The sequence below is a fragment of the Allobosea sp. genome, from assembly GCF_017308075.1.
In the GTDB taxonomy this organism is placed as follows: domain Bacteria; phylum Pseudomonadota; class Alphaproteobacteria; order Rhizobiales; family Beijerinckiaceae; genus Allobosea.
In genome coordinates this window covers 20,925-37,143 of sequence record NZ_JAFKFX010000029.1, presented here as the reverse complement: position 1 = coordinate 37,143, position 16,219 = coordinate 20,925, and the positions used below count along the sequence as shown (strand labels likewise).

At 65.4% G+C, this 16,219-nt stretch carries 15 protein-coding genes; 10 read left to right on the top strand and 5 right to left on the bottom strand.

Going from position 1 to position 16,219, the window contains the following annotated elements; all coding sequences use genetic code 11:
- Positions 1-79: 79 nt before the first annotated feature.
- Both J0J10_RS10760 and J0J10_RS10755 read right to left on the bottom strand, forming a co-directional pair.
- Entirely contained in the window at positions 80-1,324 is a 1,245-nt protein-coding gene (locus J0J10_RS10760) for an ABC transporter substrate-binding protein (RefSeq protein WP_291646491.1), read from the bottom strand.
- A 57-nt stretch (positions 1,325-1,381) separates the two neighbouring features.
- Positions 1,382-2,677 (bottom strand): ArgE/DapE family deacylase, encoded by a 1,296-nt coding sequence (locus tag J0J10_RS10755; RefSeq protein WP_291646490.1) that lies wholly within the window; start codon positions 2,675-2,677, stop codon positions 1,382-1,384.
- Between the two features lie 197 nt (positions 2,678-2,874).
- On the opposite strand from J0J10_RS10755, the gene J0J10_RS10750 reads away from it, so the two are divergent.
- Entirely contained in the window at positions 2,875-3,651 is a 777-nt protein-coding gene (locus J0J10_RS10750) for an IclR family transcriptional regulator (RefSeq protein WP_291640475.1), read from the top strand.
- A gap of 380 nt (positions 3,652-4,031) precedes the next feature.
- On the opposite strand, the gene J0J10_RS10745 is transcribed toward J0J10_RS10750, so the two are convergent.
- Positions 4,032-5,426, bottom strand: a complete 1,395-nt coding sequence (locus J0J10_RS10745; RefSeq protein WP_291646488.1) for an amidase — start codon at positions 5,424-5,426, stop codon at positions 4,032-4,034.
- Positions 5,427-5,480: 54 nt separating this feature from the next.
- Positions 5,481-6,704, bottom strand: coding sequence for an amino acid ABC transporter substrate-binding protein (locus J0J10_RS10740; protein ID WP_291640437.1), 1,224 nt, complete (start codon positions 6,702-6,704; stop codon positions 5,481-5,483).
- Between the two features lie 114 nt (positions 6,705-6,818).
- On the opposite strand from J0J10_RS10740, the gene J0J10_RS10735 reads away from it, so the two are divergent.
- The 7 genes from J0J10_RS10735 to J0J10_RS10705 all read left to right on the top strand — a co-directional run bounded on the left by J0J10_RS10735 (position 6,819) and on the right by J0J10_RS10705 (position 12,750).
- Positions 6,819-7,694, top strand: coding sequence for a LysR family transcriptional regulator (locus J0J10_RS10735; protein WP_291640435.1), 876 nt, complete (start codon positions 6,819-6,821; stop codon positions 7,692-7,694).
- 162 nt (positions 7,695-7,856) lie between these two features.
- On the top strand, positions 7,857-8,846 hold the full coding sequence (locus tag J0J10_RS10730) for a branched-chain amino acid ABC transporter permease (protein WP_291640433.1): 990 nt from the start codon (positions 7,857-7,859) through the stop codon (positions 8,844-8,846).
- Between the two features lie 11 nt (positions 8,847-8,857).
- The gene (locus tag J0J10_RS10725) at positions 8,858-9,739 is read left to right on the top strand and encodes a branched-chain amino acid ABC transporter permease (RefSeq protein ID WP_291646487.1); all 882 of its coding nucleotides are present in this window, start codon (positions 8,858-8,860) and stop codon (positions 9,737-9,739) included.
- Positions 9,740-9,752: 13 nt separating this feature from the next.
- Positions 9,753-10,460 carry an ABC transporter ATP-binding protein gene (locus tag J0J10_RS10720; protein WP_291636783.1) on the top strand — a complete coding sequence of 236 codons (708 nt, stop codon included), beginning with the start codon at positions 9,753-9,755 and terminating at the stop codon, positions 10,458-10,460.
- A gap of 1 nt (position 10,461) precedes the next feature.
- The gene (locus J0J10_RS10715; RefSeq protein ID WP_291646486.1) at positions 10,462-11,202 is read left to right on the top strand and encodes a branched-chain amino acid ABC transporter ATP-binding protein; all 741 of its coding nucleotides are present in this window, start codon (positions 10,462-10,464) and stop codon (positions 11,200-11,202) included.
- A gap of 18 nt (positions 11,203-11,220) precedes the next feature.
- The gene (locus J0J10_RS10710; RefSeq protein WP_291646485.1) at positions 11,221-12,135 is read left to right on the top strand and encodes an NAD(P)-dependent oxidoreductase; all 915 of its coding nucleotides are present in this window, start codon (positions 11,221-11,223) and stop codon (positions 12,133-12,135) included.
- A gap of 33 nt (positions 12,136-12,168) precedes the next feature.
- Positions 12,169-12,750, top strand: a complete 582-nt coding sequence (locus J0J10_RS10705; protein ID WP_291636778.1) for an amino acid synthesis family protein — start codon at positions 12,169-12,171, stop codon at positions 12,748-12,750.
- Positions 12,751-12,942: 192 nt separating this feature from the next.
- Here J0J10_RS10705 and J0J10_RS10700 read toward each other — a convergent pair whose 3' ends face one another.
- On the bottom strand, positions 12,943-13,845 hold the full coding sequence (locus J0J10_RS10700) for a LysR family transcriptional regulator (RefSeq protein ID WP_291646484.1): 903 nt from the start codon (positions 13,843-13,845) through the stop codon (positions 12,943-12,945).
- A gap of 87 nt (positions 13,846-13,932) precedes the next feature.
- On the opposite strand from J0J10_RS10700, the gene J0J10_RS10695 reads away from it, so the two are divergent.
- A complete protein-coding gene (locus J0J10_RS10695) occupies positions 13,933-14,967 on the top strand; it encodes an aldo/keto reductase (protein WP_291646482.1) in 1,035 nt (344 codons plus the stop codon).
- A 9-nt stretch (positions 14,968-14,976) separates the two neighbouring features.
- On the top strand, positions 14,977-16,161 hold the full coding sequence (locus J0J10_RS10690) for an MFS transporter (RefSeq protein ID WP_291646480.1): 1,185 nt from the start codon (positions 14,977-14,979) through the stop codon (positions 16,159-16,161).
- Positions 16,162-16,219 lie beyond the last annotated feature (58 nt).

The window sequence follows — 16,219 nt, the reverse complement described above, 5'->3', positions numbered from 1 at the left end:
CGCCGCTGCCACGAAACGATCACGCAATGAAACGGCGCGCCGGGGTACCGTTGACTGGTCCCGACGCGCCTGCCGTGTCCTATTTGGCCGGCTTGAACGTGGACGTCGCAGCGGTCGAGGGCCAGATCGCGCGGCTCACGCCATCCTGGATCTGGGCGATCGGCACCGGGAAATAATCCGCGCCGGTCTTGGGCGTATGGATTTCGGTATCATAGACCAGCCGGGCGATGACGCATTGCGAATCCGTCTTTGCGAAAGCTTCCGACAGCTTGGCGGGTTCGATCGAGCCGGCCTTCTTGATGTTGTCGAGGAGCATCGTCATCTGGCAGTAGCCTTGGGCGTGGTCGCCATTGCCCTCGACCTTGGCCTCCGTCTTGAACATCTCCGCGAAGCCCTTGTGCTTCGGGTTGTTGACGGGGTCGAAGAACAGCGGCGTCCACAACAGCCCGTTGGCGGCGGCACCCGCGCCCTTCAGGAATTCCGGGCGGATCGGGTAGTAGACCGCCAGATGGAGTGATTTGAGGCCCTGCTCCTTGATCTGCTTGACCAGCGCGATGCCGGAATTGACCGAGGTGAAGATCGAGATCAGCACGTCGGGCTCGTTGCCACGCAGCTTGGAGAGCTGTGGATAGAAATCGGCATAGCCGAGCGGCACGGTCTCGCTCGACGACACCGACCAGCCATCCTTTTTGAACAGCGGCTCGGTATATTCGACGTTCGACTTGCCGTAGTCGGTGTCCTCTACGATGAAGGCGACCTTCTTCTTGTCGGCCTTGACGGCGCCCTGCTTGATCAGGTCCTGCACCGAGCTGAACAGCGCATCGGCATAGGCATCGCTGTTGAAGCTCGCCTTCCAGAAATTGCCGAACCGCGCCGGATCGCTCTTGATCTTCTTGGCGATTTCGATGGAGACGGGCTGTCCGCTCATCATGAACTTGCCGAAGCTTGGCGCGACTTCCATCAGCGCCAGCGTGACCGAGCTCGCGATCGTATCGCCGACCAGGATATCGACATTGTCGCGGGTCAGGAGCTTCTGCGCCGCGCTGACGCCGACCTCCGGACGCGAGGCACTGTCCTCGAAGATCAGCTTGATCTTGCTCTTCGCGCCGCCGATCTCGATGCCGCCGGCCTTGTTGGCCTGTTCGGCCGCGACCTCATAGGCCTGCCGCATCGAAATGCCGGAATTCGCCGCCGGGCCGCTCAGGGGGCCGATCACGCCGATGGTGATGTCGCGCGCCGAAACGCTCCCCGCCATGCCTGCGGTCGTGGCGCCGATGAGCGTTGCCGCAAACGAATAGCGGAGGATCTTGTCTGTGACTGCCATGATATTCCCCCTGTTCCTGGTTTGCTTATCGGGAGCCGCCACACGGCTGCGACGCTTCTAGGCCGGTTCGGCCAGCGGCTCGGTTCCGCACCACTCCGCGATGAACAGCGCCATGGCCTTGGTGATGCTTTTCACCGACGACAGGCTGACGCATTCGTCGAAGCCATGAATGTTTTTGGAAATTGGCCCGTAGCACAGTGACGGAATCTGATCGTACAGCGCGTAAACCCGCGTATCGAGATAGGCGGGCGTCATGAAGGTCTCGAGCGGGGCCGCGAAAACCGCTTCGTGGGCCCGGCCGAGCACGGCTTCCGCATCCGAGCCCGGCTCCAGCACAGAGCCTTCGGTGTGGAAGCCGTTGAAGGTGATGCGCGGCGCGTTATTGGAGAAATATGCATCGCCACGGGCGAAGTTCTCGATCGTTTCGCGAATTTCTCTGGCGGCGTCGGCGGCGCGCACGCCAGGGTAAATCGCGATCCGGCAATCGAACACGCACCAGCACGGCACCGAGGAGGCCCAGTCGCCGCCCTCGATCTTGCCGATGTTCAGGTTGATCGGGTGCGCCTCATTCTCGAAATGCGGATGCTGTGCCTTGCGCGTGTTCCACTCTGCTTCGAGTTGGCGCAACCGGCCGATCACCCGGTAGGCGGCATCGATGGCATTGGCGCCCTGGCCCATCTCACGCACATGCACCGGCACGCCGCGCACCTCGACCTGGAACCAGATCACGCCGGCATTGGCCCGGACCAGCTTGTTGTCCTCCGGCTCGGGGATCAGCACCGCATCGGCCTTGTAGCCGCGCAGATGCGTCATCAGGGCGCCGTTGCCGGTCGATTCTTCCTCGACGACCGACTGCACGTAAACCGTCGCCGCCGGCTGCAGGCCGAGACGACGCAGCGCATCGAGCGCGAAGACATTGGCGGCAGCGCCTGCCTTCATGTCGCCCGCGCCGCGGCCGAACATCCAGTCGCCCACGATTTCGCCGCCATACGGCTTGTGCTGCCACATCGCTTCGGGCCCAGGCGGCACCACGTCGAGATGCGACTGGAGGATCAGCGACCGTCCGGTTTCCTTGCGCGGATGATGGATCGCGACGACGATCGGCGCCTTCGAATGGTGTTCCGACCAGGGCGAGCCGCCGGGATGGGCTTCGATCGCCGCTCGGTCCATCGCGAATCGGTCCATGACGTAGCCGCGGCTGCTCAATTCGCGATAGGTGAAATCCTGCACGGCATGTTCTGCGCCACGCACCGAGGCAAACGAGACCAGCTTGCGAGTATAGGCGATCTGGTCGTCGAAACCCTTCTCGACCGACGCAATAATGGCGTTCTGCAGTTCGGGCGCCAGTGCCATCATCCCTCCTCGCCCTGGCAGGTTGCCCGCCTGAGCTTCCGGCGCGCTTCTTATGAGCGAGCTTCGGTTCGACGCTGCAATAGGAAAAGCACTTTGCGATGGTGTCAAGCTGTGTCACGAGGTATCATCAGGCGATACGTCGTCGTGAGCATTAGCAGGCTTGCCCGTTCGCGAAACAGGTCGTGAAAGAGGCTGCGATGGAAGCAAGAGACGGACTGTCCAAAGTGCGTGCCGTCGAGCGGGCCATGGCGATTCTGCGCGCCTTCAGCCCTGCCGCCTCACGGCTGTCGCTTGCGGAGCTGACGCGACATACTGGCCTCGACAAGAGCACCACGCGGCGGCTGCTGCAGACACTCGCCACGGCCGAGTTCATCGAGTTTGACGACAGCACCAAGACCTACGCCCTTGGGCCGGGCATTCTCCTGCTCGTTCCGGGCGTACGCTATGGCAGCGACCTGCGCGATATCGCGGCGCCGATTCTGGCCCGCCTCTCCGAACGGACCGGGGCGACCTCGTTCATCTGGACGTATTTTCGGGGCTTTGCCCTGTGCCTCGACCGTGTCAAAGGGCCCGATCTCCATATCGTCACGCCCTGGTCCGCCATCGGTACCCGCATCGCCATGAACTGCGCCGGCGGCCCACGCGTCCTGCTCGCCTTCCTGCCGCGCGAGGAGCGTGCGCATGTGTTGAGCGGGCCGCTGCCGCGCCACACCGTGCATACCGTGACGGATCCGGCTGCGCTTGAGGCTGCCGCGGACGATATCAGGCAGCGCGGCTGGGAATTCGCCGTGGATGACTACACGCTCGGCCTGTCGGGCCTCGGTGCACCAGTCTTCGACCATGCAGGCGCACTCGCCGGCAGCATCAGCATCACCGCCCTGACCCCGCAATTCGTCATGCAGGATGGCAAGCCGCGCGATCTTCCGCTGGTACTGGAGGCCGCTGCCGAAATCAGCGCGCGGCTCGGGCGTTGATATTGCTTGGGTTGCCGTTTCGGGAAGGCTTGGAGCGGATGAAGGGACGATGCGGGCCGCCATAGCTGACATGGCATGCGCGGACATTGGGCTCGGCTGCGCTGCCGAACCGCACATGTGTGGTTGTCGGCTGGCTCGGCGGGCCCTGCACCCCGGCGATCCTGAAGCGCCGGGGCTCGCGGCAGTGACGGCATGGAGTTGATCCGCTTCCGTCGACTGTTACGGAAGCGGGCCAATTCCAACTCCGTAGAGCATCGAAAAGAACGAGAACCAGAGGATCGTCAGTTGCCGCGTGCGGACCCGGCCGATGCGGTCGGCGCGAGCCTCCGCGCCCCCACCGCGGGGGAGGGGGGGCGGTATCCGCTTCGCCCGGAAATGCTCTACGAATCGAGGGCTGAAAGATCCGGCGCGCAATTGTGCCATTCCGTCACCTGCTGGAAGACAGCGCCAAGGCGGGCAATGAACGCCTCCGAAGCGGGGGCCGAAAGCAGCTGGATGCCGACCGGCAGCCCGGAACCCGAAAAGCCGGCGGGAAGGGCAAGGCCCGTCGCATCGACGAAGTTTCCGGCGCGGGTGAAGACCGCGGGCGAGGAGAAGTCCTCGGTAACCTCCGACACGGGGATGGCAGGATCCGCCAGGCAGGGCGTCAGCAGCGCGTGATACTCCTTGCTCCAGCGCTGCCAGACCAGCTGCATCTCACGATGATAGCCCAGCGCGTCGAGATAGGCCGAGGCGGAGATCGCCTTGCCGCTGAGCACGCGGCTCCGGACGCCTGGCCCGAAGGGGAGTGCCTCATCCTCGATATGGTGGCGGTGATAGGCATAGGCCTCCGAGGCGATGATCACCCCGTTCGCCTGCATGAGGCGCATGAAATCGAAGGGGACGGTCGCTATCTCGATGGTGGCGCCCAGCTCGCGAAAGGTTGCGATCGCCGCTTCCGTTGCCGTTTGGACATCGTCGGCAACCGGCACGGGATAATGGCGCGGGTCCATGGTCGCGATGCGGATGCCTGCGAGCGGGCGTGCACGTTCCGTCCCGGGCCAGCTGGCCTGATCGCCATGCCGGGGGGCGTCACCGACGGCCCGGGTCAGGAGAAGCGCATCCTCGGCGGTCCGGGCGAGAAACCCGATCGTGTCGAGCGTCGAGGACAGCGGGACGGTGCCGGCCAGATCGATCCGGCCGCGCGAGGTCTTCAGGCCGGTCACGCCATTCGCCGCAGCCGGGATTCGCACGGACCCGCCTGTATCCGAGCCGAGCGCGGCAGGAACGAGGCCTGCGGCCACCGCGACGCCGGATCCGCTCGACGAGCCACCCGGAATCCGCGGTTCGCTCAGATCCCACGGGTTGAGCGGCGTGCCGAGATGCGGGTTGGTTCCCCAGCCGCCAAAGGCGAATTCGACCATCTGCGTCTTGCCGAGAACCACCATGCCGGCCTCGATCAGGCGCTGGACCACCGGGGCTGTCGCATCTGCGCGACGCTCGCTCCAGACACGCGAACCGGCTGTGGTGACACGTCCCTTGATGTCGCAGAGATCCTTGACCGCAATCGGCAGGCCATCCAGCGGGCCCAGCCCGTAGGCCGCCGCGCGACGCCGGTCGGCTGCATCGGCCAGATCGAGCGCGGCCACCTCGTCGACCGAGGCGAAGGCGTTCAGCGCTCCATCGAGCCGCCGGATGCGGTCGAGATAATATTCGGTCAGGGAGCGGCTTGAATAGGTTCCGGCTTCGAGGCCGGCGGCCAGCGTCGAAAGCGTGGCCGAGGTCAGGTCGGGCATGAATGACTCAAAAATTGGGGACCGGCTCCATCGCGGAGCCGGTCCCGTTCAGGATCAGCGCTTGTTCCAGGCCGGGATCGGGAAGACCGGCTTCACGGTGGCGACATCCTTCGGCCAGACGGTTTCGAGCCGCCCGTCGGTCTGCGCCTGGAGGACCGGGAAAGGCATCTTCAGCTGCTTGCCGGTCTCGTCGATCGCATAGGGGCCGGCGAGGACCGTCACCTTGTCGGAGAGATCGAGCGAGGCCTTCTTCAGGGCCGCCGCATCGGTGCTCCCGGCCTTCTTGATGATTTCCTCGGTCAGCACGCCCGCGCCATAGGCCAGGACGGTCTGATAGTCCGGCGCGAACTCGGCGTTCGGGAATTTCGCCTTGTAGGCGTCGGCGAACTGCTGGCGGTTCAACCCGGCCGTGACCGCCCAGTTGATCGCCGGATGGTAGTTGGTGTGGCTGAAGATATAGGCGCCATCCTTGCCCACGGCGGCCGCGAACTGCGGCGTCGAGGCATATTCCATGAACACGAACGGGAAATGGATGTTGAGCTGCTTCATCTGGCGCAGAATGCTGATCTGGTCGCCCTCATAGGCCGCCGGGAACAGCGCTTCGGCACCGCTGGCGCGGACCTTCTGCAGGATCGTGCTGAAGTCCTTCTGTCCCTTGGGGAATTTCTCGAGCAGGACGAGCTCCATGCCCGCCTCCTTGACGAGCTCGCGCCCGCCTTCCGCCTCGCCGGCCGGATAGGGTTCGTCGGAGTGGATGATCGCGACCTTCTTGACGCCGAGATCCTTGGCCAGTTCCGTCGACGCCCGCAGGATGGCCGACACCGGCATCTGCGTGCCGGACACCATATATTTGAAGCCCTGGCGATAGAGATCATTGCTGGCGGCCGACCAGACCATCATGTATTTCCCGTGACGCTCGGTCACGGTCGCGGCCGCAGCGGTCAGCGTCGAGCCGAACGGCGCGAAGACCAAATCCACCTTCTCGTCGGAGATCAGGTTCTCGTAGACGCGCGTGACCATCTGCTTGTCGCTGCGATCGTCCAGCTTGACGATCTCGACCGGGACCTTCTTGCCGCCGATCTCGATGCCGCCGCGCTTGTTGACGTCGTCCACCCAGATATCGATGCCGCGTGCGCCTGACTGCGAGGCGAGCGCGAAGCTGCCGGTCGACGAGACGGTCATGCCGACGCGGAGCTTTTCGGCGGCCTCGGCCGCGCCGGCCATGATGAGCGCGCCAAGTGCACCGACGCTCACCGTCCGAAACAGTGTTGACCTCATGAACATTCCTCCCTGCTATCGCGTGACGCCAGCGTCCGCCGGCGCGAGCCTTCATGGCTTGATCCGCAAGCTGATCCAATCCACCTATAACGTCAAGTAACAGGCGAGCGGGCCATGGCGCTGAATTTCAGGCAGACGGAAATCCTGTGGGCCATCGTCATGGCTGGGTCATCGAGCGGGGCTGCCCGGCTGCTGAATGTCAGTCAGCCCGCCGTCAGCAAGATGCTCTCGCAAATCGAGGCCCAGCTCGGCAGCAGCTTGTTCGAGCGCGTGCGCGGCAAGTTGCAGCCGACCGAGCAGGTGCGGCTGCTTTTCGACGAGATCGCCAAGGCGCAGAAGATCATGCGCCGCGTCAACGATATCGCCGACAGTCTGACGAAAGAGGGCGGCGGCGCGCTGTCCCTGGCATCGATTCCCAGCCTGGCCTACGCCATTGTTCCCGGCGTTATCGCGCGTTTCCGGCTGGAAAACCCCGAAATTGTCGTGCGCTTGGAAACCGGCGCCGTGCCGGAGATGATCGAGAGCGTGCTTCAGGGCGAGGCTGAGCTTGGTCTTCTGGTCATGTTGACGGATCATCCGCTCCTGACCGTTCTGCCGCTGTTCGAAGGGCGTATGCTCGCGGCGCTTCCGCGGAATCATCCACTGGCCGTCAAGCCGTTGGTATCGCTCGCGGATCTGTCTCCTTATCCGCATATTCTCGTCGGCAGCCGCATGCCGTTCGGCATGCTCACGAGTAGCGCCTTCGAGCAGGCCGGCTTGCCCTGCCGGGTCTGCGCCGACGTGACGAACAGCCTGCAGGCCTGTGCGCTGGTCGATGCAGGCGTTGGTGTCGCGCTCGTTGACGAGTTCACGGCGCGGAACCTGTCCTGGCTGAACGTCGTGACCCGGCCGCTCAAGGAAAAAATCTCGCTGCGGACCAGCATTGTCCACAGCCGTAATCGGCCGCCGGGGCCGTTGGCGAAGCGGTTCATCGCCTTGCTCCGCCAGTGATCCGCGGAGCCTGTCGCGGGGTCGGCCGGCTCTCCTCGTCGGGCAAGGGCGCAATTTTCGGCCGAGGCTCTGCAAAGAAAATGGACACAGGAAGTAACCTGTAGTTATGATGCCTCCGGATAAGGAGTCGGGCAGCTCGCGCTCGGCCATCAGGGAGGTGACATGCAGTCGGCGGATCACGCGGCGGCGGTCGAGGCCAGTCGCAGACAGGATGAGGGTGGCGAGCGACTGCGCGCGCGCATGGCGGCAGCGTTCTTTGCTGCGGTCATTGCGGCGCTTGCGCTCGTGCCGGTGCTGACCGGCAATACCTCCTTCGCCTTCTACCTCATGCTGTGGATCACGATGGCGAGCGCGCTCAACATCGTGGTCGGTTTCACCGGCTACCTGCCCTTTGGCTATGTCGTCTTCTACGGCGTTGGCGCCTATGCGGCCGGCATCTGCTACAAGGTCCTCGGTTGGCCGATCCCGCTGGCTCTCGTGGCATCCGGGGTCGCCGGCATCTGCCTGGCGCTCCTGCTCGCGCCGACGCTGCGGCTCAAGGGCGTCTATTTCGGCATCGTCAGTCTGGCGCTGGCCACGATCATGCGCCTGATCATCGCCAACCTGCCCTCCGACATCACCGGCGGCAGCATGGGGCTGATCCTGTCCTCCTCGAACAACCCCTTCGCCAGCTACTATGCCATGCTCCTCGTCATGGCGGCGACGCTGCTCAGCGTGCTCTGGCTGGCGCAGTCGGCGCTCGGCAAGGCGCTCAAGGCGATCCGTGACGACGATGGAGCGGCCGCCTGCATCGGCATCGACGTGCCGCGTACCCGCCTCGTGGCCTGGCTGCTTGCGGCGCTGTTCCCGGCGCTCGCCGGGGGCGTCGAGGCCTGGCACACCAATATCATCGATCCCGAATACGCCTTCCACGTGCTGATCACCGCGAAGAGCATCGTCTACGCGATGGCGGGCGGTTTCGGCACGATTATCGGCCCGGTGGTCGGCGCCGCAGTGCTGCTCGGGATCGACCATGTGATCTGGCAGAAATTCCCGCTGATCAACCTGCTCCTGCTCGGTCTCGTCATCATCGCGCTGATGCTCTTCCTGCCGCGCGGGATCGTCGGAACCGTGCTGAAGCGGCGGCCGCAGCTGCGGCGCTTCATCGCCTGAGGGGAAACATCGTGAGCGGACTTCTCCTTCAAGGCATCATCAACGGCCTGATCATGGGCGTGATCTACGGTCTGATCGGTGCCGGCCTGAACATCGTATTCGGCGTGCTGCGCGTCGTGAACTTCGCCCATGGCGAGTTCGTCATCCTGGGCGCCTATTTCGCCTGGTTCCTGTTGCAGGCGCTCGGCATCCAGCCCTTCCTGGCGATGCCTCTGACCTTCGCCGTGTTCTTCGGTGTCAGCTACCTGCTCTATTTCGTGCTGATCCCGCCCTTGGCCAAGGCTGACGACCCCGAGATCTCGTCGCTTCTGCTGATGTTCGGCGTCTCGATCTCCATGGGCGCTCTGATGCTGCTCGTCTTCGACGCCGATGCCCGCTCGCTGTCCTTCGAAATGGAGCCGGTCTTCCTGACGTTCGGACCGGTCGTCGTGCCGACCGTAAGGCTGGTCGCGCTCGCCGCCGCGTTGATGATCGTCGCCGGGTTGGCCTACTTCCTGTACCGGACCCATACCGGCAAGGCTCTGCGAGCGATCATCATGAATCGCGACGCCGTGCGCATCGTCGGAATCAAGGTCGAACAGCTCTCGGCGATCGCTTTCGGCCTCGGCATCGGCCTCGCCGGCGTGACCGGCATCCTGACGGCGCTCGTCTTCCCATCCTTCTCGCCTTTCGTCGGTGCGGACTACACGCTGATCGGCTTCGTCGTCATCGTGCTCGGCGGTCTTGGCCATCCGATCGGGGCGATGCTCGGCGCCATTCTCTTCGCCGTCACCGAGCAGGTCGCGTCGATCTATTTCAACCCGTCGATCGCGACGATCTGCGGCTTCGTACTGATGGTCGCGACCATCTTCGTCCGCCCGACCGGCCTGCTCGGCCGGCAGGCGCTGCGCTGACCGGGGCATCGTCATGTTGAAGGTTGAAGGACTTCAGAAGCGCTTTGGCGGCGTCGCCGCGCTGCGCGGCGTCGGTTTCCATCTGCCGCGCCGCGCGATCCTGGGCGTGATCGGCATGAACGGCTCGGGCAAGACCACGATGCTGAACTGCATCAACGGCATCTACCAGCCCGATAGCGGCAGCATCCGGCTCGACGGCAAGGAGATCGGGGGCCTGCCGGTCCACACCATCGCCCGGCGAGGTATCGGGCGTACCTTCCAGGTGCCGCGCGTCTTCTCGCACCTGTCGCTGCTCGACAATCTCGATGTCGCGCAGGGCCAGATGGGCTTGAGCGCGGCGGAGCGCTACGAGGCATCCTCCTACTGGCTGAACAAGGTCCAGCTCTTCGGGCTGAGGCATAATTTCGCCGAGGAACTGTCGGGCGGACAGCAGAAATTGCTGGAGCTCGCCCGGATCATGGTCGCGAAGCCGAAGGTCATCCTGCTCGACGAGCCCTTCGCCGGCGTGAACCCCGGCCTCGCCCAGCTTCTGATCGCGATCATCGCCGAGCTGCCGCGCGAGCACGACTGCTCGGTGGTTCTGGTCTCCCACGACCTGACCTCGATCTACCAGCTTTCGGGCCATGTGATCGTACTCAACGAGGGGACCCTGCTCTGCGAGGGGGACGCCAACACGGTGCGCAACGATCCTGCTGTGATCGAAGCCTATCTGGGAGCCTGACATGTCCAGCCCCACCATGGCCATCAAGGACGTCACCGTCGCCTATCACGGTGACATCACCATCCTGAACAAGGTCAGCATCGAAGCGCGGGCCGGACAGGTCACCGGCATCATCGGCCCCAACGGCGCCGGCAAATCGACCGCGCTGAAGACCTTCTTCGGTCTGCTGCCCTTGCGCTCGGGCTCGGTCACCCTGCACGGGCGCGATATCAGCCGGCAGAAGCCGCATGACCGCGCCGGAGAAGGCGTCGCCTTCGTCCCGCAGCATCGCAGCCTGTTCGCCGATCTCTCGGTCGAGGACAATCTCGTGCTGGGCTGCTGGGTGTTCCGCCACGACAAGGCGCGCGTCCGGCGGCGCATCGATGCGATCTACGACCGTTTCCCGATTCTCAGGGACAAGCGCAACGATCCGGTTTCCAGCATGAGCGGCGGCCAGCAGCGTTTCGTCGAGTTCGGTCGCGCACTTCTGCTCGAGCCGTCCGTCATCTTGCTCGACGAGCCGACGGCGATGCTGGCACCGAAGATCTCGCGCGAGTTCTACACCTTGATCCGCTCCTTCGCGGATGAGGGGATGACGGTCATCCTCGTCGACCAGAACGTGCGTCGCTGCGCCGAGATTTCCGACCACCTCTACATCCTCGAACTGGGGCGCAACAAGGCTGACGGCAGCCGCGAACAGTTCCAGGAAGGCTCCGCGCTGCGCGACATGGTCGCAGCCTGGATGGACTACAAGATCGACTGACCCGGGAGCGCGTGACAGGTGACCACCACGATCGGTTTTATCGGCCTCGGGATGATGGGACGCCCGATGGTCGAGAATCTGGCGAGCCGCGACGGGCTCGCCGTCATCGCCTTCGACCGCGCACCCGCGGCGCTTGAGGCCCTGACGAGCCTGCCCTCATACGGCAACGCATTATCGACGAGCACCAGGTTGGAGGATCTCGCCGGCTGCGACGTCGTGATCACCATGTTGCCGAACAGCGCGATCACCTCGCGCGTGATCGAGGGTGCTGACGGCGAGCCCGGCCTGGTCCGGATCCTGCGGCGGGGCAGCACCATCATCGACATGGGCTCGTCCGACCCGACCGAGACCATCCGCCTGGCGCCGGTCCTGGCAGCGGCGGGCATCGGCTTCGTCGATGCCCCCGTCTCCGGCGCTGTCGCCAAGGCGCGTGCGGGAACGCTGGCGATCATGGCCGGCACTGACGAGGCGACTTTCGCGCGCATCGAGCCGATCCTGGCGCGGATGGGCGCGACATTGATCCGCACCGGCGCCATCGGCTCCGCCCATGCGATGAAAGCGCTCAACAACTACGTCTACGCCGCCGGGCTGCTCGCGGTCTCGGAAGCGCTGGCGATCGCCGAGCGCATGGAACTCGATCCCGGCATCTTCGCCGATGTGCTGAACGCCTCGAGCGGCCGCAACGTCGCCAGCGAGACCAAGCTCAAGCAATTTATCATCCCGCGCGATTTCGCCGGCGGCTTCGCGCTCGCGCTGCAGGCCAAGGACATCGCGACCGCCGCTAAGCTGCAGGGCGTCACCGGCGTCGACGGGCGGCTGCTGCGGCTGTGTGACAGCGTCTGGAAAGAAGCTGTCGACGAGGCCGAGCCGGGCGCTGACAATACCAGCATCTACCGGCATGTCGCACGGCGAAGCGCCGCGACCCGCTCCTGAAACGTACCGCACGACGCCAATCGGAGATAGACCATGTCGCTCATCGCCATTCGCAAGCGCAGCCTGATCGTCGAGACGATCTATCACGAGGGCGGGCCGGCCCCGGAGAAGCCGCTCAAGCTCGCCGCCGCGAGCGCGGTGATCGCCAACCCCTATGCCGGCCGCTATGAGCCGGATCTCATGCCCTTCATGGCCGAACTGCGCTCGCTCGGCACCTTGCTGGCGACCGAGCTCGTCGAGACGCTGGGTGGCAAGGAGAACATCGAGGTCTACAGCAAGGCCGCGATCGTCGGCATCGATGGCGAGATGGAGCATGGCGCGGTCTGGCACGAGGCCGGCGGCTGGGCGATGCGCACCGTCCTCGGCGAGCCCAAGGCGATGGTTCCGGCCGTCAAGGCCGTGGCCTCGGCCGGCTATCGCATGATGGTGCCGGTGCACTATATCCACGCTTCCTACGTGCGCAGCCACTTCAACAGCATCGAGATCGGTATCCAGGACGCGCCGAAGCCGCGCGAGATCCTGTTCTCGCTCGTCATGGGCACCGGCGGGCGCGTCCATTCGCGCCTTGGCGGCCTGCTCAAGGAGAAGGTCAGCGTCGGCGACGGCCAGCGCTGACACGCGCAGCGACCGGATTGCTCGACAATCCGGTCGGGTCGCGCAGCGGCTTCTGAAGCCGGGCATCGGCCCCGCCCCTTGTTGCGAGGGTAGCGTGCTGAGCCTACAGATCGATGCGACCCCCGTGACCGGTGCGATGCCGGTCACGGGGGTCCTGCGTGCCGCCGGCTGTTCGCATGTGGGCATGGCTCGCTATAGCCGTCCCGCCATGAAGTCGACAAAGGCTCTGATGCGCGCTGGCGTGGTGGCGCCGCCGACGAACACGGCGTGGATCACCTCCACATCGCCCGGGTTGAACTCCTCCAGGATCGGGACCAGCCGCCCATCGGCGATCTCCTGCACGACGCTGAAAGCGCCCACGCGGGCGATGCCGACGCCGATCGCCGCGAGTTGGCCCAGTGTCTCGCCATTATTGGCTTCGATGCTGCCTTTCACCGTCAGGGCGAAGTCGCGGCCGGCACGAGAGAAGGGCCAGACCGGCTCGACACGGCGGAAGTTGAAGTTCAGGCAGTTGTGATGGTGAAGGTCCTCCGGCACCTGCGGCGTGCCGAAGCGGCACAGATAATCGGGCGAGGCCACGATGACCCGCCGGGTCTCGCCCAGCTTGCGCGCCGTCAGCGCGCTGTCGGCGAGCGGTCCGAAGCGGATCGCGACATCGGCCTGGCCGGCGGCGATGTCCACCAGCGTGTCGGTCAGCGCGATGTCGACAAGGATATGCGGATAGAGCGCCGCAAACTCGCCGAGCAGCGGCACGACGCAGAGCCGCCCATGCGACAGTGCGGCGCTGACCCGCAGGCGGCCGCGCGGGGCGCCCTGATCGGCGATCTGCTGCTCGGCATCGTCGAGATCGGCGAGAATCCGCCGTGCTGCCTGCAGATAGGCCTGTCCCTCGGCGGTGATCGAGAGCGCTCGCGTCGAGCGCAGCAGGAGCCGCACGCCGAGCCGGGCCTCGATGCGGTCGATTGTCCGGCTCACCGCTGAAGGACTCAAGCCCAGCAGTCGCGCCGCCGCCGAGAAACTGCCCTGCTCGACCACGGCTACGAACATCGCCAACGAATGCGCCCGATCGGCGCTCGGTGGTGTCTTTGCGTCCATCGCAGATATCCTCGCCGGTCAACCCGGGTAATCCCGTGCCTGCCTCACCTCTATCTGTGCATCAACATAGCAACAGAAGAGAGAGCCATGGACTATCGTCAACTGGGGTCGTCGGGGCTGCGCGTTCCGGCCTTGAGTTTCGGAACGGGCACCTTCGGCGGCAAAGGCCCGCTGTTCAGCGCCTGGGGACAGAGCGACAGCCGCGAGGCGCGGCGGCTGATCGACATCTGCTTGGAGGCCGGCGTCACGCTGTTCGACACCGCGGACGTCTATTCAAACGGCGCCTCGGAGGAAATCCTCGGAGAGGCGGTGCGCGGCCGGCGCGGCGACGTCCTGATCTCGACCAAGACCGGACTGCCGATGGGCGACGGCCCCCAGGACTGGGGCGCGTCGCGGTCGCGGCTCGTCCGCGCGGTCGAAGCCTCGCTGAAGCGCCTCGGCACCGACCATATCGACCTGCTCCAGCTTCACGCCTTCGATGCGTCGACGCCGGTCGAGGAGCTGATGGGCACGCTCGACCGGCTGATCGTCGATGGCAAGCTGCGCTATGCCGGTGTCTCAAACTACCCCGGATGGCAGTTGATGAAGGCGCAGGCCGTCGCCGATCGCCATGGCTGGCCGCGCCTCGTCGCGCATCAGGTCTATTACTCGCTGATCGGACGCGCCTATGAGACCGAGTTGATGCCGCTCGGCCTCGACCAGGGCATCGGAGCGCTGGTCTGGAGCCCGCTAGGGTGGGGACGCCTGACGGGCAGGATCGGCCGCGACCGGCCGGTGCCCGAAGGCAGTCGCCTGCACGAAACCGAGCAGTTCGCTCCGCCCGTCGAGACCGAGCTTCTCTATCGCGTCATCGACGCAATCGAGGCCGTCGCCGACGAGACCGGCCGCACAGTGCCGCAGATCGCACTGAACTGGCTTCTCCAGCGTCCGACCGTCGCGTCGGTGATCATCGGCGCGCGCAACGAAGAGCAATTGCGCCAGAATCTCGGCGCCATCGGCTGGTCGCTGACCGCCGATCAGGTCGCGGCGCTCGATGCCGCGAGCGAGGTGCTCCCACCCTATCCTCACACGCCCTATCGGCAGCAGGAGGGCTTCGCCCGCCTGGCGCCGCGCGCTGTCTGAGGTGTCGCCATGAACCTCAATCCCGGCTTGATCGCGCTGTCGGTAGGCGCCTTCGGCATCGGCGTCACCGAGTTTGCACCGATGGGGCTGCTCCCCGTCATCGCCAACGATCTGGGCGTTTCGATCCCCAGCGCGGGGCTGCTGATCAGCGCCTATGCGCTGGGCGTGATGATCGGCGCCCCGCTGATGACCCTGACGACGGGCCGCGTGCCGCGTCGCACACTCCTGATCGGCCTTGCCGGCATCTTCACGGCCGGCAATTTGCTCGCAGGCGTCTCGGACAGCTACGGGATGCTGCTGGCCGCGCGCATCCTGACCTCCTTCAACCACGGCGCCTTCTTCGGCGTGGGCTCGATCGTCGCGGCCGGGCTTGTCCCGCCGCAGCGGCAGGCGGGCGCGGTAGCGGCAATGTTCATGGGCCTGACCATTGCCAATGTCGTCGGCGTGCCGCTAGCCAGCTGGGCCGGTGAGCATCTCGGCTGGCGTGCGGCATTCTGGGGTATCGCGGCACTGGGCGTGGCGACCATGGCGGCGCTACGGCTGACCCTGCCGCCGCTGCCGGCACCGAAGAACGCGAAGGCAATGGCGGAGTTGCGCGCGCTGACACGCGGTGCCGTGCTCGGCGCTCTGGCCCTGACGGTGATCGCGTCGAGCGCCATGTTCACCGTCTTCACCTATATCGCTCCGATCCTGCAGGAGGCGACGCAGGCCTCGTCCGCCTTCGTGACGGCGATGCTGTTCACCTATGGCGTGGGCCTCACCATCGGCAATTGGCTGGGCGGCCGCTTCGCCGACCGTTCGGTCGACCGGACGCTGATCGTGACGCTGGCGTCGCTATCGGCCGTTCTCGTCGGTTTCGCGATCCTGATGGGGCATGCGGCTGTGAGTGCCGTGCTGATCTTCCTTTGGAGTATCGCGAGCTTCGCGCTGGTCCCACCGCTGCAGGTGCGGGTGATGTCGGCGGCCTCCGACGCGCCGAACCTCGCATCGGCCGTGAACATCGGTGCCTTCAACCTCGGCAACGCATTTGGAGCTGCGCTTGGAGGCGGCGTCATTGCCGCCGGGCTTGGTTATCCGATGGTCGCGCTGGCCGGGGCCCTGACCTCGGCAGCCGGTCTGGTGGCGGTCATCATCAGCATGGGACACGCTGCGCGAAGCGATAGGCTGCGGCTCGGTACGCAAACTGGTCGGTAGGCGTCCTGGGTGCCAGGAGCAGCTGAGCTTCTGGCGCCCAACCCATCATCGAACGCTC